Origin of the sequence: Pseudomonas sp. WAC2 (genome assembly GCF_030403525.1) — a bacterium.
GTDB lineage: Bacteria > Pseudomonadota > Gammaproteobacteria > Pseudomonadales > Pseudomonadaceae > Chryseomonas > Chryseomonas luteola.
In genome coordinates this window covers 751,565-778,219 of the sequence record NZ_JAUEPD010000001.1, presented here as the reverse complement: position 1 = coordinate 778,219, position 26,655 = coordinate 751,565, and the positions used below count along the sequence as shown (strand labels likewise).

The 26,655-nt window shown below is 57.4% G+C and carries 23 protein-coding genes; 16 read left to right on the top strand and 7 right to left on the bottom strand.

What is annotated here, in order from left to right; genetic code table 11:
• Window positions 1–6 precede the first annotated feature (6 nt).
• The 9 genes from rnr to QWJ10_RS03500 all read left to right on the top strand — a co-directional run bounded on the left by rnr (window position 7) and on the right by QWJ10_RS03500 (window position 12,231).
• Window positions 7–2,673: a ribonuclease R gene (gene rnr / locus QWJ10_RS03540; protein WP_289924358.1), complete on the top strand. Its 2,667-nt coding sequence runs from the start codon at window positions 7–9 to the stop codon at window positions 2,671–2,673.
• A complete protein-coding gene (gene rlmB, locus QWJ10_RS03535; protein WP_010796928.1) occupies window positions 2,670–3,413 on the top strand; it encodes a 23S rRNA (guanosine(2251)-2'-O)-methyltransferase RlmB in 744 nt (247 codons plus the stop codon). Before rnr ends, rlmB begins: the two co-directional genes overlap by 4 nt.
• A gap of 35 nt (window positions 3,414–3,448) precedes the next feature.
• Window positions 3,449–5,965 (top strand): response regulator, encoded by a 2,517-nt coding sequence (locus QWJ10_RS03530; protein ID WP_289924356.1) that lies wholly within the window; start codon window positions 3,449–3,451, stop codon window positions 5,963–5,965.
• Window positions 5,966–6,136: 171 nt separating this feature from the next.
• Window positions 6,137–6,559 (top strand): 30S ribosomal protein S6, encoded by a 423-nt coding sequence (rpsF, locus tag QWJ10_RS03525; RefSeq protein WP_010796930.1) that lies wholly within the window; start codon window positions 6,137–6,139, stop codon window positions 6,557–6,559.
• A gap of 26 nt (window positions 6,560–6,585) precedes the next feature.
• Window positions 6,586–6,816, top strand: coding sequence for a 30S ribosomal protein S18 (gene rpsR, locus QWJ10_RS03520; protein WP_007161145.1), 231 nt, complete (start codon window positions 6,586–6,588; stop codon window positions 6,814–6,816).
• A gap of 35 nt (window positions 6,817–6,851) precedes the next feature.
• Window positions 6,852–7,742 (top strand): hypothetical protein, encoded by an 891-nt coding sequence (locus tag QWJ10_RS03515; RefSeq protein ID WP_289924348.1) that lies wholly within the window; start codon window positions 6,852–6,854, stop codon window positions 7,740–7,742.
• 21 nt (window positions 7,743–7,763) lie between these two features.
• Window positions 7,764–8,210: a 50S ribosomal protein L9 gene (gene rplI / locus QWJ10_RS03510; RefSeq protein WP_010796932.1), complete on the top strand. Its 447-nt coding sequence runs from the start codon at window positions 7,764–7,766 to the stop codon at window positions 8,208–8,210.
• 149 nt (window positions 8,211–8,359) lie between these two features.
• The gene (gene dnaB, locus QWJ10_RS03505; RefSeq protein ID WP_010796933.1) at window positions 8,360–9,754 is read left to right on the top strand and encodes a replicative DNA helicase; all 1,395 of its coding nucleotides are present in this window, start codon (window positions 8,360–8,362) and stop codon (window positions 9,752–9,754) included.
• Between the two features lie 224 nt (window positions 9,755–9,978).
• A complete protein-coding gene (locus QWJ10_RS03500) occupies window positions 9,979–12,231 on the top strand; it encodes a YgiQ family radical SAM protein (RefSeq protein WP_010796934.1) in 2,253 nt (750 codons plus the stop codon).
• 34 nt (window positions 12,232–12,265) lie between these two features.
• On the opposite strand, the gene QWJ10_RS03495 is transcribed toward QWJ10_RS03500, so the two are convergent.
• From QWJ10_RS03495 to QWJ10_RS03470, 6 genes are all read right to left on the bottom strand, one after another.
• The gene (locus QWJ10_RS03495; RefSeq protein WP_289924345.1) at window positions 12,266–13,909 is read right to left on the bottom strand and encodes an acid phosphatase; all 1,644 of its coding nucleotides are present in this window, start codon (window positions 13,907–13,909) and stop codon (window positions 12,266–12,268) included.
• A 238-nt stretch (window positions 13,910–14,147) separates the two neighbouring features.
• The gene (locus QWJ10_RS03490) at window positions 14,148–15,836 is read right to left on the bottom strand and encodes a bifunctional metallophosphatase/5'-nucleotidase (protein WP_289924343.1); all 1,689 of its coding nucleotides are present in this window, start codon (window positions 15,834–15,836) and stop codon (window positions 14,148–14,150) included.
• Between the two features lie 175 nt (window positions 15,837–16,011).
• Complete coding sequence (locus QWJ10_RS03485; RefSeq protein ID WP_289924341.1) at window positions 16,012–16,869, bottom strand: SDR family oxidoreductase; 858 nt, start codon at window positions 16,867–16,869, stop codon at window positions 16,012–16,014.
• 33 nt (window positions 16,870–16,902) lie between these two features.
• The gene (locus tag QWJ10_RS03480) at window positions 16,903–17,970 is read right to left on the bottom strand and encodes a mannose-6-phosphate isomerase (protein ID WP_289924339.1); all 1,068 of its coding nucleotides are present in this window, start codon (window positions 17,968–17,970) and stop codon (window positions 16,903–16,905) included.
• Window positions 17,971–18,111: 141 nt separating this feature from the next.
• On the bottom strand, window positions 18,112–18,972 hold the full coding sequence (locus tag QWJ10_RS03475; RefSeq protein ID WP_139208720.1) for an SDR family oxidoreductase: 861 nt from the start codon (window positions 18,970–18,972) through the stop codon (window positions 18,112–18,114).
• A 132-nt stretch (window positions 18,973–19,104) separates the two neighbouring features.
• Window positions 19,105–19,692, bottom strand: coding sequence for a TIGR00730 family Rossman fold protein (locus QWJ10_RS03470; protein ID WP_074823298.1), 588 nt, complete (start codon window positions 19,690–19,692; stop codon window positions 19,105–19,107).
• Between the two features lie 437 nt (window positions 19,693–20,129).
• On the opposite strand from QWJ10_RS03470, the gene azu reads away from it, so the two are divergent.
• Window positions 20,130–20,582, top strand: a complete 453-nt coding sequence (gene azu / locus QWJ10_RS03465) for an azurin (RefSeq protein WP_289924334.1) — start codon at window positions 20,130–20,132, stop codon at window positions 20,580–20,582.
• Window positions 20,583–20,635: 53 nt separating this feature from the next.
• On the opposite strand, the gene rutR is transcribed toward azu, so the two are convergent.
• On the bottom strand, window positions 20,636–21,310 hold the full coding sequence (rutR, locus tag QWJ10_RS03460) for an HTH-type transcriptional regulator RutR (protein WP_289924332.1): 675 nt from the start codon (window positions 21,308–21,310) through the stop codon (window positions 20,636–20,638).
• Window positions 21,311–21,622: 312 nt separating this feature from the next.
• Between rutR and rutA the strand changes: the two genes are divergently transcribed.
• The 6 genes from rutA to QWJ10_RS03430 all read left to right on the top strand — a co-directional run bounded on the left by rutA (window position 21,623) and on the right by QWJ10_RS03430 (window position 26,610).
• Window positions 21,623–22,717, top strand: a complete 1,095-nt coding sequence (gene rutA / locus QWJ10_RS03455; RefSeq protein WP_122043548.1) for a pyrimidine utilization protein A — start codon at window positions 21,623–21,625, stop codon at window positions 22,715–22,717.
• The gene (gene rutB, locus QWJ10_RS03450) at window positions 22,717–23,445 is read left to right on the top strand and encodes a pyrimidine utilization protein B (RefSeq protein ID WP_289924329.1); all 729 of its coding nucleotides are present in this window, start codon (window positions 22,717–22,719) and stop codon (window positions 23,443–23,445) included. Before rutA ends, rutB begins: the two co-directional genes overlap by 1 nt.
• Before the next feature lie 2 nt (window positions 23,446–23,447).
• Window positions 23,448–23,834, top strand: a complete 387-nt coding sequence (rutC, locus tag QWJ10_RS03445) for a pyrimidine utilization protein C (protein WP_010796946.1) — start codon at window positions 23,448–23,450, stop codon at window positions 23,832–23,834.
• 161 nt (window positions 23,835–23,995) lie between these two features.
• On the top strand, window positions 23,996–24,766 hold the full coding sequence (gene rutD / locus QWJ10_RS03440; protein ID WP_010796947.1) for a pyrimidine utilization protein D: 771 nt from the start codon (window positions 23,996–23,998) through the stop codon (window positions 24,764–24,766).
• A 41-nt stretch (window positions 24,767–24,807) separates the two neighbouring features.
• Complete coding sequence (gene rutF / locus QWJ10_RS03435) at window positions 24,808–25,347, top strand: NADH-dependent FMN reductase RutF (RefSeq protein ID WP_289924325.1); 540 nt, start codon at window positions 24,808–24,810, stop codon at window positions 25,345–25,347.
• 108 nt (window positions 25,348–25,455) lie between these two features.
• Window positions 25,456–26,610: a hypothetical protein gene (locus tag QWJ10_RS03430; protein WP_289924322.1), complete on the top strand. Its 1,155-nt coding sequence runs from the start codon at window positions 25,456–25,458 to the stop codon at window positions 26,608–26,610.
• Window positions 26,611–26,655: the final 45 nt, after the last annotated feature.

Genomic DNA, 26,655 nt, shown 5'->3' with positions numbered 1-26,655 from the left:
AAACTGATGGCCGATTGGCAATCCCTCGATCCCGAGGCCGCTAGAGAAGCGGAAAAATATGAAAACCCTGTTCCAAGTCGCGAGCTTATTCTGGCGCATCTGGCGCAGCGGGGCGGCCCTGCCTCGCGCACGCAGCTGATAGAAGAGTTCGGTTTGACGGAAGAGGATCAGTTTGAAGCATTGCGCCGTCGCCTTCGTGCCATGGAGCGGGATGGGCAGCTTCTTTATACGCGTCGCGGAGCTTACGCCCCCGTTGATAAGCTCGATCTTGTCTGTGGGCGAGTCAGCGGTCACCGTGACGGCTTTGGCTTTCTTATCCCGGACGACGGCAGTGATGACCTTTTCCTGAGCCCTGCGCAAATGCGGCTCGTGTTCGATGGTGACAAGGCGCTGGCGCGTGTGTCCGGTCTGGATCGTCGAGGCCGCCGTGAAGGCGCTCTGGTCGAAGTCGTACACCGTGCCCATGAGAGCGTGGTCGGCCGGTTCTTTGAAGAGAGCGGCATCGCGTATGTAGTGGCGGACAGCCCTCGGATCCAACAGCAGGTGCTGGTCCCCGCCGGCAAGCATGGCGGAGCGCAGCATGGGCAGTTTGTTCAGGTTCATATCACCGACTGGCCTACTGTTCATCGCCAGGCCCAGGGCGAGGTAGTTGAGGTGCTGGGTGATTACCTCGCGCCAGGGATGGAAATCGAAGTGGCATTGCGCAGCTACGATATTCCCCATGAGTGGCCGGCCGATGTAGAGAAAGAGGCTGCCAAGCTCAAGCCTGAAGTCTCTGAGAAAGATAAGGAAAAGCGGGTTGATCTGCGCAACGTACCGTTCGTGACAATTGACGGTGAAGATGCGCGTGACTTTGATGACGCGGTCTATGCCGAGAAGAAGAAGTCCGGAGGCTGGCGGCTCTTCGTCGCGATTGCAGACGTGTCTCATTATGTGAAGGTTGGCTCTGCGCTAGACACCGAGGCCGCACGCCGGGGCAACTCGGTATATTTCCCAGGGCGCGTAGTGCCCATGCTGCCTGAAATCCTGTCCAATGGGCTGTGTTCCCTAAACCCCTTGGTGGATCGCCTGGCCATGGTATGCGAGATGACCATCTCTGCGACGGGCAAGCTTACGGGCTATCAGTTCTACGAGGCGGTGATCCATTCCCATGCGCGCCTGACCTATACCCGGGTCAGTCAGTTACTGGAAACGCCGGAAAGCACTGAGGCGCAGCAGTTCCGTGAGCAGCTGCCGCAGCTGGTGCCGCATATCCAAGAACTGTATGCCTTATATAAGGTGCTCGTGATTACCCGGCAGGAGCGGGGTGCTATCGATTTCGAGACACAGGAGACGCGAATCGTCTTTGGTGCCGACAAGAAGATTTCGGAAATCCGGCCTACTCAGCGTAACGACGCCCACAAGCTGATCGAAGAATGCATGCTGTGCGCGAACGTAGCGACAGCCAAGTTTCTCGAGAAGCACAGCATTCCAGCCCTGTACCGGGTTCACGATGCACCGCCGCTTGAGAAACAGACCAAGTTGCGGCAGTTCCTGGGTGAGATCGGCCTGACTTTGACGAAGGGCAAGGCTACACCGACGCCCAAGGACTACCAGGCGCTACTCAAAGCCGTTCATGACCGTCCCGATTACCGTCTGATCCAGACGGTAATGCTGCGCTCACTGAGCCAGGCGGTTTACAGTCCGGACAATGAGGGCCATTTTGGTCTCAATTACGAAGCCTATACACACTTCACATCGCCTATTCGGCGTTATCCGGACCTATTGGTTCACCGCGCAATTCGCAGCGTCATTCGTTCCAAGCTTGAAACACGGCATGTGAAGCGTGCCGGCGCCGCTGCCATGCCCAAGTCGCGTATCTATCCGTATGATGAGGCGCAGCTGGATCAGCTGGGTGAACAATGCTCCATGACCGAACGCCGTGCCGACGAAGCCACGCGAGACGTTGCGAACTGGCTCAAGTGCGAGTACATGCGTGATCGGGTCGGCGAGACGTACCCGGGTGTCATCACCGCTGTGACGGGATTTGGCCTGTTTGTCGAGCTGAGCGATATCTACGTCGAGGGGCTTGTTCACGTCACGGCGCTGCCAAGCGACTATTATCATTTCGATGCCGTACACCATCGGCTTTCAGGTGAGCGTAGCGGGCGTAGTTATCGGCTGGGTGACTTGGTCGAAATCGTGGTGGCGCGTGTGGATCTGGATGAGCGCAAGATCGACTTCGAGCTGTCCGAGACGGCACAATCGGCTCCGGCAGGTCGTCGCCAGCGAGGCGATGCCAAGTCCTCAAGAGACAAGTCTCGAAAGCGCGAGAAAACCCAGGTACCTGCCCAGAATTCAGCAGTAGGGATCGAGGTCTCGCCTGAATTGCTCAAGCAGGCAGAAGTGTTGCTGGGCAATACGGACGTCAAGCGCAGTCGTGCAGTCAAGCGCGCCCTGTTGGATGAGGCCAAGACCGGTGGAGAAAAGCCCGCAAGGGCGCAACCTGCCAGACAGGAGGCCGCCCCGGCGCGCACGCCAGCAAAGAAAGGTAAAAAGGCAGACAGCGCTAAACCCGGCAAGCCAGCTAAATCGGCCAAGGCAACGAAGCCGAGCAAACATCGCAAGGGGCCTTCCAAGGCCAAGGCACAGGCGGCTTCTGGTGAAGTCCGTAAACGTAAGGTCAAGTCATGAGTCAGTGGGAAATGGTCTATGGCATCCATGCCGTAGAAGCGTTGTTGCGTCATCATCCAAAGCGGGTGAAGCAACTATGGATAGCCGAAGGTCGTCAGGAACCGCGCATACAGGCAGTGGTCACATTGGCCGATGCTGCACGTGTGCCGGTGCAGACCCATAGCCGTCAATCGCTCGACGAGCAGGTGGACGGTGTGCATCAGGGGATCGTGGCGCATGTAAGTCCAAGCCAGATCTGGGGCGAGGCGATGCTTGAAGAACTTTTGGATAGAGCCGAAGGCCCGCCACTGCTTCTGATGCTGGATGGGGTGACGGATCCGCATAACCTGGGGGCCTGCCTGCGTACAGCCGACGCGGCAGGTGTTCAGGCGGTTATCATACCCAAGGACAAGTCAGCCAGTCTGAATGCTACGGTTCGTAAGGTAGCGTGTGGTGCCGCTGAGGTTATTCCATTGGTAGCGGTTACCAATCTGGCGCGTACGCTGGAAAAGCTCAAGAAGCGAGGGCTGTGGGTTGTGGGTACGGCAGGAGAAGCAGAGCAGGATGTCTATGATGTAGACATGACCGGGCCGACCGTTCTCGTCATGGGTGCAGAGGGCAAGGGAATGCGCCGATTGACACGTGAGCTGTGCGATTTTCTGGTGCGTTTGCCTATGTCCGGTAGTGTCAGCAGTTTGAACGTCTCCGTAGCGACAGGGGTTTGCCTGTTCGAAGCCGTTCGTCAACGTCGTTCTCGCTAGAGGGATCGGCTCGCCCGCTGAAGTAGTTAGGTTACATGCTCGATTTTGAAAGCATTTTCAGGGCTTCGCCGAATTCGTATGTTCTGCTGAACAGCGCCTTGACCGTCGTGGACGCCAACGAGGCGTACCTGAGGGCCGTGGGGCGGCAGCGTCAGGAGTTGCTTGGGGTCCATTTGTTCGAGGCCTTTCCTGTCGATCCGTTGCAGGGCAACGTGCCATCGCAGCAGGCCCTGAAAGCTTCCATCGAGCGAGCTGTTACGCTCAGGCAGGAAGATGCCCTCCCTGTCATTCGCTACGCGATACCGCGTAGCAGTGCCAGGGGGGTAGTGTTTGAAGACCATGTCTGGAGTGTTACGCATACGCCACTTTTCGATGCTGAAGGTCGATTGGAGCATATCCTCCAGCATGCTACGGATATCAGTGAACTCCAGGCCATGCGTGCCGATGTAGTTCGTTCTCCCAGCCTGACATCGACGAACATTCAACTGGGGCAGCGACTGATCAATCGAGCGAAAGCCTTACAGGATGAAGGGGCCCAGCTGAGACGGCTGTTTCAGCAGGCGCCGGGTTTCATCTGTGTCTTGAGCGGGCCTGACCATGTGTTTGAGCTGGCTAACGATGCGTTTCTGCACCTTGTAGCGCGAGGAGACGTTGTCGGTCATCCTATTCGTACTGTCTTTCCCGAATTGGTGGAGCAAGGTGCTCTCAGGTTATTTGATGAGGCTCTGGTCTCTCTCAAAACGTTTTCCGGACGCGGCGTTCGCCTGGATATTCAACGTACCGCCTTGGGGCCTTCCAACGAAATCTATGTAGATTTCATCCTGCAGCCGATTATTGATAACGGGCAGGTGGTAGGGCTTTTTATCCAGGGTAATGATGTCACCCAGCAGAAGCGGGCAGAAACCGAGCTGGCCAATTACCGGCTGCACCTTGAAGATCTGGTACAGGAGCGGACGCGCGAGCTCAAACGCAGTGAAGATGAGCGGCAAGCCGCTATGGTTCAGGCGCAAAAGCTGGAAGCCGTTGCCAAGCTGACGGGGGGCGTTGCCCATGATTTCAATAACGTCCTGCAGATCATCGGAGGCAACCTGCAGTTGCTGAAAACCCGACTGGCAGGCGATGAGGTTGGCCAGCGTCGGCTACAGGCGGCCAATACAGCCGTAGAGCGGGGTGCAAGCCTTGCTTCTCAGCTTTTGTCCTTTGCGCGGCGGCAACCCCTGCAACCAATGTCAGTCGATACGAAGAGTCTCCTGGATGGCATGAGTGATTTGCTGCATCAGGCGTTGGGCGAGTCCATCACGCTGACTGTGCTTGCTGACCCTGATGTCTGGTCGATATTTGTCGATGCAGGTCAGCTGGAAAACGTGCTAGTCAGTCTGTTACTCAATGCCCGTGAGGCAATGGCTAATGAAGGGCATGTCACTGTTGAGCTACATAACGTGTTGCTTTCCCAGGACCAGTGGCAGGCCGCTGACGAGTTGATTCCAGGCGAGTACGTGCAGCTGATCATCACGGATACCGGGCGCGGAATGTCCGAAGAGGTCAAGGCGCAAGCCTTCGAGCCCTTTTTCTCGACCAAGCGTGAAGAGCATGGCACCGGGCTTGGCCTGTCCATGGTCTATGGTTTCGTGAAGCAGAGTGGCGGACATATCTTGATCAACAGTACCTTGGGCAAGGGAACATCGATCATTCTTTATCTGCCACGCTCGCTACCGAATACCGATACAGCCGATAGTTCCATGGCCTTGCCGTCGGTTGAGGAAGGTGGAAGCGAATGTATCCTTGTAGTGGAAGACGACCCCGATGTTCGTCACATCGTGGTGGATATGCTGAGTGAGCTAGGCTATGACGTGCTGGAAGCCGGTGATGGGCAGGCTGCCCTGACGATGCTTGAGCAGGGGGCGTCTGTAGATTTATTGTTTACAGACATTGTGATGCCGGGCCCGGTACGCAGCACCGAGCTGGCACGCAGAGCAGGGGCGCTCAGGCCTTCCTTGAAGGTACTGTTTACCTCGGGCTATACACAGGACGCTGTAATACAGGGCGGACGGCTCGAGGCAGGAGGCAACCTGCTCAGTAAGCCCTATCGTCGGGATGAGTTAGCCCAAAAGGTGCGTATGATGCTCGGTATGCACAGACAGCACACCCCTACTACAGCTGTAACAGAAGAGGACATGGCGTTGGAGGAAACCGCAAGTAACAAGGTATTGAATATTCTGCTGGTCGAGGATGACCTGACGCTACGTAGCCTGACTGGCGAGGTGATGGAAGAGCTGGGCTATCAGGTTACGGCCGTGGCTTCTGCCGAAGAGGCACTGGACGCGCTGCAGAGCAGTACCTTTGATGTCCTTTTCACAGATATTGGGCTTGGAGGCATGTCAGGGCTGGACCTGAGCCGTCAGGCGCTCAAGCGTTATCCTGGATTGCATGTCGTAGTGGCTTCCGGTTATGCCTTTGACAAGGACGACGAACTCAAACACGTAAAGGCGCTGCTCAAGCCATACGATCTTTTCAAGATCCGGCAGCTGCTCGATGACCTGTCCGTCAGATAGTTGTACCGGCGAGCCGGTTGGCTCGTGATCTTTCTTGCGCCACCCGGTGCCCTTCTCTAGAATACCGCCCCTTGCCTGTAGCGGGCCTCCGCTTGCAGGCAAGTCAAAACGAAACATTCACTCCTTGTCTGACCGCATCATGTGGCAGGCTATAACCCGTAAGGAGCATTTATGCGTCATTACGAAGTTGTGTTTCTGGTTCATCCTGACCAGAGCGAACAGGTGGGCGGCATGGTTGAGCGCTACACCAAAGCGATTGAAGAAGACGGTGGCAAGGTTCATCGTCTGGAAGACTGGGGCCGTCGTCAGCTGGCTTACGCTATCGACAACGTGCACAAGGCTCACTATGTTCTGATGAACATTGAGTGCAGCGCCAAAGCACTGGCTGAACTGGAAGATAACTTCCGTTACAACGACGCCGTGATCCGTAACATGATCCTCCGTCGCGATGAAGCCGTTACCGGCCAGTCTGAAATGCTCAAGGCCGAAGAGAACCGTAGCGAGCGCCGTGAGCGTCGCGAGCGTCCTGCCGAGTCCGAGTCCGCCGATGGCAGCGACAATGCTGACGTCGATGGCGACGATAGCGCCGAGTAAGCCTGGATTATTGAGGAATCATTGTTATGGCACGTTTCTTCCGTCGTCGTAAATTCTGCCGTTTCACCGCTGAAGGCGTGAAAGAGATCGATTACAAAGATCTGAACACCCTGAAAGCCTACGTCTCCGAAACCGGCAAGATCGTTCCGAGCCGTATCACTGGCACCAAGGCCAAGTACCAGCGTCAGCTGGGTACTGCCATCAAGCGTGCTCGTTATCTGGCCCTGTTGCCTTACACCGACAGCCACGGCCGTTGAGACCGGGCATCGACACGAACTAACGGATAATTCGCATGCGAGCCCTTGCTGATTTCATCATGCGCGGTCGCATGCAAGCCACTCTTACGGTGGTGATTGCAGCGGTTGTGCCATTTCTGTACTGGCTCAGCGCTGCAGCAGGGAGTCTGGTCGTCCTGCGCCGTGGCGCAAGTGACGCTGCAGGTGTAGTGGTCTGGGCATTGCTGCCGGCCGCGTTCTGGTGGTGTCTGGGAGATCCGAGCATTGCGCTCGTATTCATCGGTACCCTGGCGCTGGCGTTGGTTTTACGCAGCAGTGTTTCCTGGCCGCGTGTCCTGCTCGCCAGCATCCTGGTCGGTCTGGCGTTTGCTGTGACCATTGGTCATGTCTACGCAGAACCCATCAACCTCTTGGCAGAGGAAATTCAAAAGCTTCTGCCTCAGATGGCGGGTCAGTCACCGGATGCTTTGCCGGAAGCCAAGCAGGCCCAGCTGCATGACATGCTGGTACCTGTATTGACCGGTCTGATGGCGAGTCTTTTCCAGATTGTCTGTCTGCTGTGCCTGATGTTGGGACGTTATTGGCAAGCTGCGCTGTATAACCCAGGCGGTTTCGCGCGTGAGTTTCATGCGCTGAGATTGTCGCCCGCCCTGGCACTGGGAATGCTGTTGGTCATGCTACTGGCACCCAACATCAACCTGGGACTTGGGATGTTGACACCGCTGTGCAGTGTACCCCTGGCGATAGCTGGCGTTGCCCTGATTCACGGACTGGTAAGACAGAAGCACATGGCCACGTTCTGGCTGGTGGGGTTGTACGTGACACTGCTGATCTTTGGGCAGTTGATCTATCCGTTGTTGGTGATCGTAGCCGTGGTCGACAGTCTGTTTGATTTTCGTGGGCGCCTGGGCAATACGCCCAAGGACTCTACGAACGGTGAAGGTTAAAAGTTAAGAGGTAAGACTCAAATGGAAGTCATCCTGCTGGAAAAGATCGCCAACCTGGGCAACCTGGGCGATAAAGTGAACGTCAAGGGCGGTTACGCTCGTAACTTCCTGCTGCCGCAGGGCAAGGCAACTGCCGCTACTGCTGATAACGTTGCTGCGTTCGAAGCACGTCGTGCAGAGCTCGAGAAGCAGGCTGCCGATAAGAAGGCTTCTGCTGAAGCTCGTGCTGCCAAGCTGAACGAACTGACCGTTACTATCGCTGCCAACTCTGGCGACGAAGGCAAGCTGTTCGGCTCTATCGGTACTCGCGACATCGCCGAGGCTGTTTCTGCTGCTGGCGTTGAGCTGGACAAGAGCGAAGTTCGTCTGCCCAACGGCGCTCTGCGTAACGTTGGCGAGTTCGACGTAGATGTGCAGCTGCACACCGACGTTGAAACTACCGTCAAGGTGGTCGTGGTTGCTGAATAAGCGGTCATGACAACTGACTGGCGGGCTTGCACGAACATGCAAGCCTGCCGACAATCGGGCACGTCATTCTCGTAATGACGTGCCCGTTTTTTTTCAGGCCATGAAGGCCTGTCTTCTCTGATCGAACTTTCGGTGCCAATCGCTACGCCATGAATGAGATCGCCATCGCTGAACAATACGATTTGCAAACTGCCGCGCTGAAGGTGCCACCGCACTCCATCGAGGCCGAGCAGGCCGTGCTGGGTGGCTTGATGCTGGATAACAATGCGTGGGAACGCGTCTCGGACCAGGTATCGGACGGCGACTTCTATCGCCATGACCATCGCCTGATCTTTCGTGCCATTGCTCGTCTGGCTGAAAGCAACCAGCCTTTCGATGTGGTTACGTTATCCGAGCAGCTCGACAAGGAAGGACAACTACCCCAGGTCGGGGGGCTGGCTTACCTGGGTGAGCTGGCAAAAAACACCCCCTCTGTTGCAAACATCAAGGCCTATGGCCAGATCGTGCGCGAGCGCGCCACGCTGCGCCAGCTGATCGGCATCAGCAATGACATTGCCGACAGTGCCTATAACCCTGAAGGTCGGGGCGCCAATGAGCTTCTTGATGAGGCGGAGCGCAAGATTTTCGAAATCGCCGAGGCCCGCCCCAAGACAGGAGGTCCGATTGGCGTTAATGACATCCTGACCAAGGCCATTGATCGAATCGATACCCTGTTCAACTCGGATAATGCCATTACGGGTGTTTCCACAGGATTCGTGGATCTGGATGATAAAACCAGCGGCCTTCAACCGTCGGACCTGGTTATCGTGGCGGGACGTCCCTCGATGGGTAAGACGACCTTTGCCATGAACCTGGTCGAAAATGCGGTACTGCGTACTGACAAGGCCGTGCTTGTATTTTCACTGGAAATGCCAGCTGATTCGATCGTGATGCGTATGTTGTCGTCCCTTGGGCGAATCGATCAGACCAAGGTCCGCTCGGGTAAGCTGGAGGACGATGACTGGCCAAGGCTGACCTCAGCGGTCAACCTCCTGAATGACCGCAAGCTGTTTATCGACGACACGGCAGGTATCAGCCCGTCGGAAATGCGTGCGCGTACGCGGCGTCTGGTGCGTGAACACGGTGACTTGGCGCTGATCATGGTCGACTACCTGCAATTGATGCGGATTGGCGGGGCAGCCAGCGAAAACCGGACCAATGAGATTTCCGAAATTTCGCGCTCGCTTAAAGCGCTGGCCAAGGAGTTCAACTGTCCAGTGGTCGCGTTGTCCCAGCTTAACCGCTCGCTGGAGCAGCGGCCGAACAAGCGTCCGGTGAACTCCGACTTGCGTGAATCCGGAGCGATCGAGCAGGACGCCGACGTAATTATGTTTGTGTACCGGGATGAAGTATATCACCCTGAAACTGAGTACAAGGGTGTAGCCGAAATCATTATCGGTAAACAGCGTAATGGTCCTATCGGTACGGTGCGACTCGCCTTTATCGGCAAGTACACCCGTTTCGAGAACTTGGCACCTGGCAGTTATAACTTCGACGACGACTAAGTTGTCGGGGGCGCAAAAAAGCCGCACACCTGTGCGGCTTTTTTATAAGCGCCTTGGCCTTGCATGTGGTAATCCAGGCGTGGATGCGCGCGTTCGGCAAGCTCAGCAGTCCAGTAACCATGCGGCTGTCAGGCGACGGATAGCGGTTCGCCTCTCTTAACTGGCTATTTTTTGTGCTATTCTTGCACCTCCTCCCGCACTACTTTTAATCCCCGGAAGCCTTCATGCTCGCTGCCAAGCCGTTGTTCGACTATCCCAAATATTGGGCTGAGTGTTTTGGACCTGCGCCTTTCCTGCCGATGAGCAGGGAGGAGATGGACCTGCTCGGCTGGGACAGTTGCGACATCATTGTCGTGACAGGAGATGCCTATGTGGATCATCCATCCTTTGGCATGGCCATCATTGGACGTCTTCTGGAAGCGCAAGGCTTTCGGGTAGGGATTATCTCCCAGCCAGACTGGCAATCCAAAGACGACTTCATGAAGCTTGGCAAGCCGAACCTGTTTTTTGGCGTGGCGGCAGGCAACATGGATTCGATGATCAATCGCTATACAGCCGATCGCAAGATTCGCTCCGACGACGCTTATACACCAGGCGGTTTGGCCGGCAAGCGTCCCGATCGTGCCAGCATGGTCTACAGCCAGCGTTGCCGTGAAGCCTATAAGGGGGTACCGATTGTCTTGGGCGGTATCGAGGCATCACTGCGCCGGATTGCTCACTACGACTACTGGCAGGACAAGGTACGCCATTCCATCCTGATGGATGCAAAGGCGGATATTCTGCTGTACGGCAATGCCGAACGTGCAGTCGTGGAGATTGCTCACCGCTTGGCTGCGGGTGAACCCATCCAGGCGATTACCGATATTCGCGGCACTGCGTTTATCCGCAAGGACACGCCGGAAGGCTGGTTCGAGCTGGACTCGACGCGTATTGACCGTCCGGGGAAGGTCGACAAGATCATCAACCCCTACGTCAATACACAGGATTTGCAGGCGTGTGCCATTGAGCAGTCCAAGGGGCCGCAGGAAGATCCTGAGGAAGCCAAGGTTGTTCAGCTGCTGCCCAGCCCGAAGCTCACCCGTGACAAGACAGTCATTCGGCTCCCGTCGTTCGAGAAAGTAAAGGGCGACCCGGTCCTGTATGCCCACGCCAACCGCGTGCTGCACCTGGAGACCAACCCGGGCAATGCCCGTGCGCTGGTTCAGCGTCATGGCGATCAGGACGTATGGCTCAATGCGCCGCCGATTCCGCTGACCACTGAAGAGATGGACTACGTCTTCGGGCTGACCTATGCCCGTGTTCCGCATCCTGCTTATAAAGGCGAGCGGATTCCTGCGTACGAGATGATCCGGTTCTCGGTCAACATCATGCGCGGCTGTTTTGGCGGCTGCACTTTCTGCTCCATTACCGAGCATGAAGGCCGCATTATCCAGAACCGTTCGGAAGAGTCCATTATTCGAGAGATCGAGGAAATTCGCGACAAAGTGCCAGGGTTTACCGGGGTTATTTCCGACTTGGGTGGCCCGACGGCCAACATGTACCGGATTGCGTGCAAGGACCCGGAAATCGAGAAGCATTGCCGCAAGCCGTCCTGCGTGTGGCCGGGTATCTGCGAAAACCTGAACACCGACCACTCGGCGCTGATCCAGTTGTATCGCTCTGCGCGTGCCCTGCCGGGTGTGAAGAAGATCCTGATTGCGTCGGGCTTGCGGTATGACCTGGCGGTAGAGTCGCCGGAGTACGTAAAAGAGCTGGTAACCCATCACGTGGGGGGTTACCTGAAGATTGCGCCAGAGCACACCGAGGAAGGTCCGCTTTCCAAGATGATGAAACCGGGCATCGGCAGTTACGATCGCTTCAAGCAGATGTTCGAGAAGTATACGAAGGAAGCCGGTAAGGAACAGTACCTGATTCCTTACTTCATCGCTGCGCATCCGGGTACGACTGACGAAGACATGATGAACCTGGCGCTCTGGCTCAAGCGTAACGGCTTCCGGGCGGATCAGGTACAGGCGTTCTATCCGTCGCCAATGGCAACCGCGACTGCGATGTACCATTCGGGCAAGAATCCGCTGCGCAAGGTAACTTACAAGAGCGATGGTGTACCGATCGTGAAGGGGGAGCGTCAGCGCCGCCTGCACAAGGCATTCCTGCGCTATCACGACCCAAACAACTGGCCGATGCTGCGTGAAGCGCTCAAGGATATGGGGCGTGCCGACTTGATCGGTAACGGCAAGCATCACCTGATTCCCACGTTCCAGCCCGCTGTGGATGGTACTTACCAGAGTGCACGTCGTAAGAATTCGACGCCGCTGGGTAGCAAAAAAGCAGGCAAGCCGTTGCTGACTCAGCATACCGGCTTACCGCCGCGTGCGGCGGATGGCAGCAAGGGATGGGACAAGAAGCAGGAAGGTCAGGCGGTGGCGTTTGCCAAGGGCAAGAAAAAGCCCCGGCGAGAACCCAATATTCCGCGGTGATGAAACGGCGAGCCTCGGGCTCGCCGTTTTGCTATCAGCGGATCGTCAACGCGCCGGTAAGATCGCCCAAGGGGGCGAGACCGTGGGTGACACGTGCGATGTCGCGCTCCACCAGACCCTTGAGCGGCGGCAAGCCGTGGAGCCGGGTGATCAGGCGCAGGATTGAGGTGGTGTCGTACAGGTCGTGATCGACATGTCCTTTGCGTGCGAAGGGTGACACGACAAGGGCCGGAATACGTGTGCCTGGACCCCAGCGATCACCCTTGGGCGGTGCTACGTGATCCCACCAGCCGCCGTTCTCATCGAACGTAATGACGACTACGGTGTTTTCCCATTGCGGGCCTTTCTGCAGATGTTCGATAACCTTGGCAATGTGCTGATCGCCTGAAGCGACATCGGCATAACCGGCATGCAGGTTGAGGCTGCCCTGGGGCTTATAGAAGGTTACAGGCGGCAGGCGACCGGCATCAATGTCTGCCAGAAAGCGGTTGGTACTCGGATCATCGCCAATCCCGCCGTCGCGGATGTGCTGCTCGCGTGCTGCTGTGCCCGGAGCGAAGCGCTTGAAGTAGTTGAATGGCTGGTGGTGCGCCTGGAACCGGGTATCGGCGCCATTGCCCTCCAGCGCTGCCTGCCAGCCACCCGAGTACCAAGCCCAGTCCACGCCCTTGGCTGACAGCAGGTCGCCAATGGTGGCATGGGTCTGTGGTGGCAGTACGCTCGGGTTGGTCGGATCAGACAGGGCTGGGTCGCCTCCTGCCGGCGGCGGAATCTGGCTGGGCTGATAGGGCGGCAGCATGGTGTTGATGGCATAGCCGTCAGGGCTAAGCGCGCCCGGATTGACGAACATCGGGCGTCCGTCCAGGGCCGAGGCAGGAGAGTTGTCCGCCAGAGCCAACTCATAGCCCAGCGGATTCTTCCCTTTAAGCACCGCCACCTTGTCCTTTGCCGGGCTGGTGGTGTGGTTGGGGTAGAACGGCGCGCGACCCGAGATCAGGAACTGATGGTTCAGGAAAGAGCCACCAAAAGCAGCCATGAAGAAGTTGTCGCAGAGGGTGAATTCCTGGGCCAGTTTCCACAAGCGCAATTTCTCGGGCTGGCTGTAGTAACCCATGACCAATGCACCGGAGTCGCCCCAGGCGACAAAGCCGTCATTGCGTCCGCCGTTGATCTGCATCTGGTTCTGGTAGAACGCATGTACGAGATCGCGTGTGATCAAGCCCGGGTTAAGCGGCTTGCCTTGAGCGTTCTTCAAAGGGAAGGGTGCATTGGAAAGCCCACTGATCTGATCTTCAGTAATCAGGTATTGCTGACCGTCAATGGTCTGAGCCGTAGGCACCAGGCCACCCCAGATCTTGGGTAAGTGCGGTAGCGGCTGTCCGTTACGGTCCTTCTGCTGGAAATGCTTGGCGTTGACCGCAGACAGTGGCTTCGAGACGCCAGGAAAATTGCCAAACAGGTTATTGAAGCTGCGGTTTTCCGCGTAGATCACAACGACATTTTTGATTTGCCGTTTCAGTGAATGGTCGAATGCCTTGCGCTCGGCAGCTTCAGCCATTCCCATGCGGTCAAGACCGGGCAAACCTAGCCCTAACCCGACGACACCTGCTCCGATCAGAAAGCGGCGTCTTGATTTCTCAAGGGTGGAATCGGGCTTATTACGGTCTTCATCTTTCATCGGAGGAAACCTCAGTAACGGAGCTGGCCTCTACAGTAGTAACAAAATATTTCAGATTTTCGAGCGATACATTCTTCAGTTATTTGTATGCCTAGCTAACTTTTTTGCAGGCGCTGGCTGATCAGTTTTATCACTGAGAGCATGCGAGCCAGTAAGGGCAGGCGGACTACCGCTGCAGTCCGTAGATGAAGCGCCATGTTACATAGCATGGCGCTAAGAAGGGTCATATCAGCCACGCTTACAAGCGTTGAATACGTCCGGCAGGTTTAAGTTGGCCGGCCGGCTTATCGGACGTGTCCCGTTCAACGAGATAGTGTTCAAGCGCATCGACATCAAGAATGCCGGTCTCCTGTACGTGGCGGGCGTGCTTGAGGGTCTCGAGTCCATCCCCTCCCTGGGCCATGAAGTTGTTCACCGTAATGCGGTAATCCCGGTCGAGCCGGATCGGCTGTCCGTTCAGCTTCATGCTTCCGGAAACCACTTTCTGGCCCGGTTTGCCTGCCGGATTCCAGCGGTAGCTGAAGCCTTCCGAAACCTGCATCAGACTGGCGCTGTCGTCACTGCTCCATTGCTCCTCCATGAGTTGATAGAGCTGGGCACCGCTCAAGGTCAGCAAGGTCAGGGTATTGCCGAATGGCTGATTGGCGGCCAGTTGGGCGTAGGTCAACCTGGATTGGCCAGGCTCCAGAGTCAGATTGCTGCGGATGCCGCCTGCGTTCATGAAGGCAATTTGGGCGCCCAGCTTGCGTGTCGCCTGAAGTTGGGCGTCGGCAATGAGATCGCCTAGCGTCGATTCGCCATTCGCATCGGTCATGCGGGTGATCTGGGGGACAGCAATACGTGCGATAGGCCGCTGCAGCACATGCTGGCTACGGTTTTCAACTTCCTGACGCAGCGCGGCGAGCGCAGGATCGGGGGTGTAGCGATGGGCGTCCACGGTCAGGTTTTCGCTGCTGGCCGAGATGATATCGTGGGTCTTGGGGTTAATGCCGAGCCGTACATGGCTGACGAACTGCCCGTAGGAGCCGCCCTGAAAGACAAGGCGATTGTCCACGTGACAGGTATAGGACTGATGCGTGTGGGCACTGGCAACGACATCGACTGCCGGATCAAGGCGCTTGGTAATCTCGACGATAGGGCCGCGCAGGCGGGTGCAGTCTGGCGCGTCGTAGGATTCATTCGTGCCTCCGCCCTGGTGAATGACTGCGACGATGGCCTCTACACCTTGGGCCTTGAGGGCAGGGATCTGGGCGTTGATGGCATCGGCTTCGTCCTGAACGCTCAGTCCGTTCATGCCAGCCGGCGAGACGATCCGGGCTACGTCTTTCAGCACGGCACCCACGAATGCGATTTTTTGTCCGTGGGCTTCCAGGATCTGGTAGGCCGGAAACACGGGTTTACCCGTCTGGTTGTCGATCAGGTTTGCAGCCAGGTAAGTAAAGTGCGCCCCCTGGTATTTTTTATGCAGCTGGCAGGCTTTCTGGGGTCGGTTGGAAGCGCAGCCGCCATTGATGATACGCAGCAGTTCATCCTTTCCATTGTCCAGCTCATGATTACCGACCGCCGAGAGTTGCAGCCCCAGCAGGTTCATGGCTTCGATGGTGGGCTCGTCCGCCCAGAGCGATGAGATGGGTGGGCTGCCACCGATGAGATCACCGCTGGCAATGACCAGTAGCTCTGGATCCTGTTGACGCAGATAGTTGATAACGCCACCCAGCACCTCGATACCACCCGCTTCGATTGTGCGTTTGCCGTCGGGTGCGGTGGAGTCAGGGTAGGTCAGTCTGGCGGGTTGCAGGTAGCCGTGAAAGTCATTGAATACGGCCAGGTTGATCTCTAACGGTTGGGTCGGGGCCGAAGAGCAGGCAGTCAGCAGGAGGGACAAGGCCACAGGGCCCAGGGCAGCATAAGAGCGAACAGGCATCATCTAGCGCTTCCAGGTGCAGAGGGATATGCATGCCAGAGAGGCATACCAAGCGGATCGCTTCATCCTTTAAGCAATAGCATGCTTTCAACGAAACGGTAGGCGCAGTATGAAGCGGAGAGATGACAGAACCGCGTAAGAGGCCGGCTGGGCCGTTAGACAGCCCAGCCGTGATCGATCAGAGCACGGGCGAGCCGCCAGTGACAGGCACCATGGCACCGGAGACGTAGCTGGATTCATCCGAGGCCAGCATTACATAGACTGGCGCCAGTTCGACAGGCTGGCCAGGACGACCCAGCGGCGCCATCTTGCCGAAGCTTTCCACCTGTTCGGCTGGCATGGTGCAGGGGATCAGCGGCGTCCAGATCGGTCCGGGTGCCACGCTGTTTGCGCGAATACCTTTTTCGGCCAGAAGTTGCGCCAGACCTGCCGTGAAGTTGGCGATTGCTCCTTTGGTGGCGGAGTAAGCCAGTAGTGAAGGAGGCGCGATGTCCGCATTGATCGACGAGGTATTGATGATGGAGCCGCCCTTGGGCATGTGCTTCACAGCCGCCTGGGTAATGCGGAACATGGCGGTGATGTTCACATCGAACGTGTGCACCCACTCTTCATCCGGAATTTCTTCCAGTGATTGGCGGGTCATCTGAAACGCGGCGTTGTTGACCAATACGTCGATACGGCCAAACGCTTCAACGGTTTTCTGCACGACGGTCAGGCAGTTTTCGCGCTGGCTCAAGTCACCTGGAATCAGGATTGCCTTGCGGCCTGCTTCGGTAACGAGCCGTGCCGTTTCACGGGCGTCTTCGTCTTCGCTCAGGTAGGAGATGGCAACGTCCGCACCTTCGCGAGCAAAGGCCAGGGCCACCGCGCGGCCGATACCACTGTCACCGCCGGTAATGAGTGCGGCCTTGCCTTTCAGGCGGCCGGAGCCTTTGTAGCTCTGTTCGCCAAAGTCCGGACGCGGATTCATCTGGCTTTCATAGCCCGGATAGGGTTGGGTTTCGGCTGGCATGGGTGGCGTTGGATAGTCGGACATAAAGACCTCCTTTCAAGTGGTTAGAAAAACGGGTTAATGCGTGGCGCCCAGCACTGCAAAGGCTTGATCACCGTAGCCTGCAGCGCGCAAGGGCGTCCGAATGTCTTGCTCAAGGTCAGGTACGTAGCCGAACAGGACGTCAGCCGGTCCGGCTAACTGAATTTCTCCTAGCGCGGCAGGCAGCAGAAGGGTTTCGGCAGCGCCCAGGACGCCAGACCAGTTACCGGCCTGAATGCGGATGGGTGTGCCGACGTTGCTGAGCAGCGTGGCCTTGTTGAAACGGTAGGTAAGGGGCCTGGCGCCCGCACCGGCTACACGCCAGCGCTCCAAGGCAAAGTAAGGGCTAGCAGTACAGATTAAGCGATCAATGTCATCGCCTTGGGGCAGCCGGAAGCCGGGTGTGAATTCGGGTTGGGGTTCGAGATAGCACTCTTCGAGCAGCTGATCGATACCGTCAATCCATTCCTGATGGCTGAGTGGCGAGCCGTCGGACATCTGCCAGGGCATTGCCTGTTGCTGGATATCCGAAGTCTGCTCGATCTCATAGATCAGCGTACCGGGGCCAAAGCTGTGCAGCGTGCCTCCAGGCACATAGATGGTTTCGCCTGCACGGACCGGCAGACGCCGCATGACGGCGTCGTAATCCTGAGCAATCAGGGCGCTGCGCAAGGTATCGCGATCAATCCCCGGTTTGATTCCGACCAGTGCGGTGGCACCGGGCTCGGCCCAAAGGATATGCCAGGCTTCGGTCTTGCCGTTGGGCTGGCATTCGAGACGGCGAGCGGTTTCGTCATCAGCATGCAAATGCACCGGCAACATGCCGCAGCCATCGATAAACTTGCTGAGCAGGGGGAAATAGGGACCATCAAACCCCGGGCCCACCAGCTCGGTGGGATAACGCTTCACCAGATCACGAAGCGATTGACCGGCAAGCGAGCCCTCGGTGACATTTGCAATGCTGCCTTCGACATCGCTGACTTCCCATGTCTCGGCGATACGGCCAGCAGGTAGCCCGCGGCGACCCAGTATTTCAGCAATGGCGTGACCGCCAAACATGTGGCTACGGATAGGGGTAGATAACCGAAGAGGGTACCAGTCCATGTGTGCTCCTTAATACAGATGAGGAACAGGCAGGCAAAACAATCCCGTACGCTCATAAGGGCGCATGAGTCATTAAGAGCATGTAGATGTTTGGTCTGGCCACGGTCGGCCGGTTTGTAGCCGACCATGGCGCAGTGGGTCTTACAGAATCGGCTTGCCGCCAGTGACCGCAACGCGAGCGCCAGACACATAACTGGCTTCATCAGAGGCCAGCATGACGTATACAGGTGCAAGCTCGGCCGGTTGACCTGCTCGCCCCAGCGGAACCTGGCTACCGAATTGCGAGGCCTGTTCAGGCGGCATGGTGGACGGAATCAGCGGTGTCCAGATCGGGCCTGGAGCTACGCTGTTCGCACGGATGCCTTTTTCGGCCAGGAGCTGAGCCAGACCTGCCGTGAAGTTGGCAATCGCCCCCTTCGTGGTGGCATAGGGCAGCAGAGTGGCCTTGGGCATGTCCGAATTTACAGAGGTGGTGTTGATGATCGAGCCACCTTTGCCCATGTGTTTGACGGCTGCTTGGGTGATACGAAACATGGCCGTGATGTTGGTATCGAACGTGTATACCCATTCCTCGTCCGGAATCTCTTCCAGGGAGTCATGGGACATCTGGAATGCGGCGTTATTGACGAGTACATCGATGCGGCCGAACTCGGACACGGTCTTCTGAACGATATCCAGGCATTGCTGGCGCTTGCTGATATCGCCTGGCAGTAGCAGAACCTTGCGCCCGGCTTCTTTCACGTAGCGCGCAGTATCCTCGGCATCTTCATGTTCGTTCAGGTAGGAGATAGCAACATCGGCACCTTCCCGAGCGAAGGCAATAGCCACTGCACGACCGATGCCACTGTCTCCCCCGGTGATGAGCGCAACCTTACCAGCCAGACGACCGGAACCCTTGTAGCTCTGCTCGCCACAGTCCGGAACGGGTGTCATTTTGGATTGAAGTGCTGGCGGCTCTTGGGGTTGTTCGGGGAAAGGTGGGCGTGGGTAATCGGTCATGATGAATTCCTCCAAACGTGTTAAGGCGATGTAAAAATGCGACATGCCATACGTTGAGCGGGTTCACCAAAAGAGATGAATGGTGCTGAAACGATAAAACGAGGCCATACGCCTCGCTTTATCGACTGAAGCGATCTACTTGGGCGCGTTGGCGTGCCAGCGAGGCGCTACGGTGGGCGTCCATTGTTCAAGCGCATTGAGCAGTTCATCCGGCGACTGGCTCACCTGAAGCATCTCGCGATGAGGGCCGGCCACGAAGCCCTGACTCACTGCATGATCCAGGAACTGTGCAAGGGGCGCGTAGAAGTTATTTACTTCCAGAAGGCCCAGCGGCTTTGCGTGATAGCCGAGCTGACCCCAGGTCCAGACTTCAAATAGCTCTTCCAGTGTGCCCAATCCCCCCGGCAGGGCTACAAACGCATCGGCCAGTTCTGACATCCGTGCCTTACGGGCATGCATGCCATCGACTACTTCAAGACGGGTCAGTCCCTTGTGGCCGACTTCAGCATCCTGGAGGCTTTTGGGGATGATGCCTATCACCTCGCCTCCGGCTGCGAGGGTCGCGTCGGCTACGATGCCCATCAGGCCCACGGCACCGCCACCATAGACGAGCGTCAGACCGCGCTTGGCCAGGGCGCGACCCAAGGCTTCGGCAGCTTCACGGTAGATTGGGTCGGCGCCTGTCTTGGCGCCACAAAATACACAAACGGCTTTCAACGACATTGCTGATCCTTGGCTGGTAGGAAGCGTAAGCGTAATCCTCACGCCCAGGTTAACCAAGTCTTGTCATAATCAGTGCCGTAGTGCATGCGGGAGAGGTGGCCATGAAGCAATCGGCTGATAGCAGGTGCGCGCGTGCCGATTACTTCAGGCTGGAGGGAGCATCAGGCAGAGACCTGTTCAGGACAGGTGCCGCTGGCACCCAGAGCGTAGGCGATGAAAAGCTGGTTGATGTAGTCTGGGAATTTCATGGTGGGTACTCCTCAAGACGGCAAGTGACAGGGGCATCCTCTCAATATCAGGCTGGCCTTGCCGCTCAAAAGTTTCGATGGCAGCCATAGCCGTTTCGTTGCAAACCATGTTCCAGACGTTTTAGCGATTGGAACTCGCTTTCAAACATGCCAGTCTTCACTAAGTGAATACATGCGTTAGGAGATTTCATGAAACGTTCGCTTTTCGCTGTCTCTCTGCTTGCTCTGGCCAGCTCATCCGTATGGGCAGCCGACCAGTGCTCGGTCGATATTCAGGGAACTGATCAGATGACCTTCAGCACGGACAAGATCAAGGTCAATGAGGACTGCAAGCAATTCACGGTCAACCTGATCCATCCCGGCACGCTTCCCAAGAATGTCATGGGGCATAATTGGGTCTTGACCACAAAGGGTGATGTCCAGGGTGTTGCCACTGACGGTATCGCGGCTGGTATGGACAAGGATTACCTCAAGGAAAACGATTCCCGCGTGATCGCCCATACCAAGGTGATTGGGGGCGGCGAAAAGACGTCCGTGACGTTTGATACCTCCAAATTGAAGAAGGGAGAGGACTATGAATATTTCTGCTCCTTCCCCGGTCATGCGGCCATCATGAAGGGCACGCTCACGATCGACGACTGAATGTCGAAAGACCGATAGAAAGCCCGGCATTGACCGGGCTTTTGCATTTCAGACTAACGGGGCTTCAAACCGTCCAGAATCAGTGCCTGTACACTGCTCAGCACCTCTTCGAAAAACACAGGGTCATCGAGGGTCTTGCCCAGGATGGCCTGAACCTGGACACGAAAATCGGCGTAGTGCTGGGTGGTTGCCCAGAGCGTAAAGATCAGGTGATGCGGGTCGACCGGAGCCAGTTGACCGGCGTTGATCCAGGCGCGGATTACTGCAGCTTTGGCCTCGACCGTCTCCCGCAGGGGCACTTCCAGCTCGCTCAGGAGCAGCGGCGCGCCTTGCAGGATTTCTATGCAGAACAGGCGGGATTCGGCTGGGTAGTCACGAGAGATTTCCAGCTTGTGCCTGATGTAGCCCTTGATGGCGTCGATCGGGTCCTGCTCTGTGCTAAAGGTCTTCAAGGGGGCCAGCCAGATCACCAACAGCTGGCGTAGCACGTTGAGGTAGAGGTCTTCCTTGCTGCCAAAGTAATACAGCAGATTGGTCTTGGAAACCTCTGCCTGGGCGGCTATCTGGTCAAGACTGGTGCCATGCAGGCCGTACCGGGAAAACAAGTCCAGCGCTGCCTCAAGGATGATGCCGCGCTTTTCCTCGATCTGCCGTCGGCGGCGCTCCAGTGTCGCAGCACTGGGCTTGCGAGCGGGCTTGCTGGGTGTGGATGAACGGTCCTGGCTCACAACGACTCCTGCCTCTACAGCACGAACTGCACTTTACCGCGAGCGGCCTTGAGTGAGTACCGTCAGTCGAATTTCATGCTTGCCGGAGTAGCAGGCCACCTGCGGTTTTCGCCCCATCATCGTGCGGGCTGCACAAACCAGGTGCTCTTGTTTGGACCAAATGGTCCACGCTAAGAAGCGGGTTTTGACCTAACTCCTTGTTTGCCCAGCAGAAACCTAAAGCTGGCAGAGTTTGTGCTCTGTCCTTGGTATTCCTGGCTTGCGGTACGGGCGGGAAATCACTTCGACCCACGAGCGAATCCGAGGCTGAGCATGACTCTAGACATTGGCGTATTCATCCCGATCGGCAACAACGGCTGGCTCCTCTCCGAGAACGCACCGCAGTACAAACCTACCTTCGAGCTGAATAAGAACATTGTGCAGCGCGCCGAGCACTATGGCTTCGACTTTGCCCTGTCGATGATCAAGTTGCGTGGTTTTGGTGGCAAGACCGAGTTCTGGGATCACAACCTGGAATCCTTCACCCTGATGGCAGGCCTTGCCGCCGTTACCTCCCGCATCAAGCTGTTTGCTACTGCCGCTACATTGACCCTGCCGCCTGCCATCGTGGCGCGGATGGCCTCTACCATTGACTCTATTTCCGGTGGCCGCTTCGGCGTGAACCTTGTGACCGGTTGGCAAAAGCCTGAATACAGCCAGATGGGCCTCTGGCCGGGCGATGAGTTCTTTGCTACCCGCTACAACTACCTGGGTGAGTACGCTCAGATCCTGCGCGACTTGTGGGGAACCGGTCGCTCCGACTTCAAGGGCGAACATTTCCAGATGGAAGACTGCCGCGTCAGCCCGCAACCGCAGGCTGATATGCAGATCGTGTGTGCTGGCTCCAGCGACGCCGGCATGGCGTTCTCGGCACGGTACGCCGATTACAATTTTGTCTTTGGCAAAGGTGTGAACACGCCCAAGGCTTTTGCGCCGACCTCCGAGCGTCTTATGGCTGCCACCGCCAAGACAGGCCGCGACGTAAGCTCCATCGTGCTGTTCATGGTGATTGCCGGCGAAACCGATGAAGCGGCACGTGCCAAGTGGGAACACTACAAGGCCGGTGCCGACGAAGAGGCCATCAAATGGCTAGGGGCCCAGGCGGCAGCTGATACCAAGTCAGGCGGCGATACGAATGTACGACAGATGTCGGACCCGACGTCCGCGGTCAACATCAACATGGGTACGCTGGTGGGCTCCTATGCCAATGTGGCCCGCATGCTGGATGAGATCGCCGAGGTACCCGGGGCTAGTGGCGTGTTGCTGACCTTTGACGACTTCATGCAGGGCGTTACCGAATTTGGTGAAAAGATCCAGCCCTTGATGCAGAGCCGCCGTCATGTCACTCGGCTGCAGGAGAGTGCCTAATGAACGCGCTTGAATCCGTGGCAGGATATGCCGTGCCGACAGGCAGCCAGGACGCGGTCACGCTACCTGCACGCCCTGAGCCCCTGCGGCTGAAGGCCAGCGAGACGGCAGTCATAGTCGTCGATATGCAGAACGCCTATGCAAGCAAGGGTGGCTATCTGGACCTTGCCGGCTTTGATGTAAACGCAACCGGCCCGGTAATCGAAAACATTGCCGGGGTGGTGGAAACCGCGCGTGCGACCGGTATCCAGGTTGTCTGGTTTCAGAATGGCTGGGACCCGGCCTATCAGGAAGCCGGTGGCCCCGGATCGCCCAACTGGCATAAGTCCAATGCGCTCAAGACCATGCGCCGCCAGCCTGAACTGCAGGGCCGACTCCTGGCACGGGGCGGCTGGGATTATGCGCTGGTGGATCAGCTTCAGCCGCGGGAGGGGGATCTGGTCGTACCCAAAACCCGCTACAGCGGTTTCTACAATACGCCTCTCGATAGCCTCCTGCGTGCCCGCGGCATTCGTAACCTCGTGTTCGTAGGGATCGCCACCAATGTCTGCGTGGAGTCCACGCTGCGAGACGGGTTCTTTCTCGAATACTTTGGCGTCTGCCTGGGCGATGCCTGCCATCAGGCCGGGCCGCGCTCGGCGCACGAGGCGGCGCTATTCAATATCGAGACGTTTTTTGGCTGGGTTTCAACCGTTGCCGATTTCCACGCCACCTTCAAAAAGGACTGACCATGCCCAAGCACAGCGTGATTCCCGCCGGAAGCGGAAAACCCCTTGCGCCCTTTGTTCCAGGCTCACTGGCTGATGGAGTTCTGTATGTTTCCGGCACCCTGCCGTTTGACAAGGACAACAACGTTGTACACGTAGGCGATGCCGCTGCACAGGCGCGGCATGTGCTGGAAACCATCAAGAGGGTCGTGGAGGAGGCCGGCGGAACGATGGATGACGTGACCTTTAACATGATCATGATCACCGACTGGGCGAACTACGGGGCGATCAACGCGGTATACGCCGAGTATTTCCCAGGCGAGAAGCCCGCGCGTTATTGCATCCAGTGCGGCCTGGTAAAGCCGGATGCGTTGATCGAGATCGCCAGTATCGCCCATGTGGGAACGTAAGTAAGCAAGTGAAGTGATGGGTATCGCTTCACTCAACCCATCTTATGAGTCTGTAGGTTGGGTCGAGCCGTCAGGCGATACCTGCTACCAGGGGACTCCCCGTCACGCACCTCATGAAACAACCCATGCGCTTTATCCAACGGTATACAGGGGAGCCTTGCATGCACTACGAGATCCATGGCCGGCAGGATGCCGAGGCCGATACCATCGTACTGTCATCCGGTCTTGGCGGTGCCGGAGCATTCTGGACGCCGCAGCTCGCGGCGCTGGGCGAGTACTTCCGCGTGGTGACTTACGACCAGACCGGCACAGGCAAGAGCCCGGCGGTTATCCCTGAGGGCTATACCATCAAGGCCATGGCCCAGGATGTACTGGACATGGTCGATGCGCTGGGTATCGCGCGTTGCCATTTCATGGGGCACGCCCTGGGCGGTCTTGTAGGGCTTCAGATCGGCTTGATGCGGCCTGAACTCTTGATCAGCCAGATTCTGGTCAACGGCTGGAGCAAGCCTAATCCGCACAGCGCCCGCTGTTTTGCTGTACGACTCGCTCTGTTGAACGATACAGGCCCGGCCGCCTACGTACAGGCCCAGCCCCTGTTTTTGTATCCCGCCGACTGGATGCTGCAAAACACCAAACGCCTCGAGGCCGACGAAGCCCATGCCCTGGCGCATTTTCCCGATAGCGAGAATGTGCGCCGACGTATCGCTGCATTGCAGGCATTCGATGTGGATACCCAGCTGGCGCAGATCAGAACACCCACCCTGATCGTCGCCAACCAGGACGATCTGCTAGTGCCGTGGGTGTGTTCCGAGCATCTGGCCAAACACCTGCCCGATGCGCAGTTCGAGCTGCTCAGCTACGGCGGGCATGCCTCCAGCGTGACGGACCCCGATACCTTCAATGCCTTGATGCTCGACTACCTGACCTGAATCCGATGACAGGAGCGTCGCTCCTGCAGTGAGGCTATGCCATGTCACTTGCCAACCTGAATATCGTTTCGCCCGTACAACCTCTGCGTGTACCCAAGCAGGACTATCGCGATGCCATGGCCCGGCTGGGCGCGGCGGTCAATATCGTGACGACTGATGGTCCCCAAGGCCGTGCCGGCTTCACGGCAACAGCCGTGTGCAGCGTGACCGACGAGCCGCCTACCTTGCTGGTCTGCCTGAACCGTTCGGCCTCGGTCTATCCGATTTTCAAGGCCAACGGCACTCTGTGCGTGAATACCTTGAGCAGTGAGCACAAGGCACTCTCCAATCTGTTTGGCGGTAAAACCGATGTGGAGGAGCGGTTTGCCGCGGCGTGCTGGAATACCCTGATTACCGGCTCGCCAGCGCTGGAAGGAGCGGTAGTCTCCTTTGATTGTCGAATCGCTTCGATCAATACCGTAGGCACTCACGACGTACTGTTGTGCGAAGTGGTCGCTATCGAGCGCCAGGACGATGTAGATGGGCTGGTCTACTTCAACCGGGGTTATCAGGACCTGCTGACATCCACTCCCTGCAGATAACTATGGTAGGGATGTGCTGAGCCGCTTATTCCTCGTAGAGTATGGGCTGATACATGGGTCGATTAGGCTGTGTCGGTTCGTACAAGAAAGGGTCGAGGATAAGAGTCCATGAGAGGTATCGTTTCTGTGCTGCAGTGCTGTGGCGCGGCACTGTTTCTGGCTGCCGGTTCGGCCATGGCAGAGCCGGAGCTGCTGCAGGGCACTGTCGGGCAGGCCAAGGTGCTGGTTGAACTGGATCTGGCTAAACCCGACGAGGTGACCGGGCGCTATTTCTACCAGAAGTACCACACCGATATTGCGCTCGACGGAGCGTTGGACAAGCAGCGTACCCTGCGTCTGAGTGAGAATCGTCCTTTTTTCAGCACGAAAAGCGTGCCCATGCAGTGGACGCTCAAACAGGGCGCCAATGGTCGCTGGACCGGCCGCTGGGCCAGCAAAGGCAAGACGCTCGATATCAGTCTTTCCCCTGTAGCGCTGCCGCCGGCACGTCCTGACGATTTACCCGCTCTGGACGAGCTGCGGCGTACATCACCCTATGAGTATCTGCGCCTGAAAGGGCTGGGCCTGAAGAAAGACAGGCAGGACACCTTTATGGGGTATGGTTTGCAGTGGTGGGTGGAGCCCGTTTCCCGCATTCGCCTGTTCCAGTTGGTTTCATCCCCTACAGCGATGGATCTGAGCGCTGCCAACAGGACGCTGCAGAATCGGCAGTGGCAGGAGGTGAACAGCTATTTTGGATGTCTGTCCGGGGCACGCGGTCGCGAGACCGAGTTCGATCAGACGGTCAAACCGGTGTTCATCAATGATTCCGTACTGAGCGTCAGTCTGTTCACCAGCTACGACTGCGGCGGTGCGCATCCAGACTTTGGTGATGCGCCGCTCAACATGGAGTTGGCCACCGGCAAGATTCTAGAGTTGGAAGATGTGTTCTGGCTGGGTAAGGGGCCGTCCATCCATTACGAGCGGGGCATGGATAATCTGGAGGCGTACTCCAACTACCGCGAGCAGTTGTTTGCCCCGTGGGTGGTTGACCAGTTCAAGCGTCTGTATCCCGAGCTGATGAACGACGACCCGAACGAATGCAATTACCAGGACCCTTCTGTCTGGCAGTTTTCGGTGTGGTATTTCGAGCCTCGTGGAATTTACCTGGGGCCTACTTTTGCCCGGGCCGCCAGAAGCTGCGATGAGCCAGGCGATACGGTGATTCCCTACAAGACCATCAAGGCGCATCCGGGGCCGGTCAAGGTCACGCTACCGGAGTGATCGGATCAGACTAGAGGCAGCCGGAGCGGCCTCTAGTCTACTCAC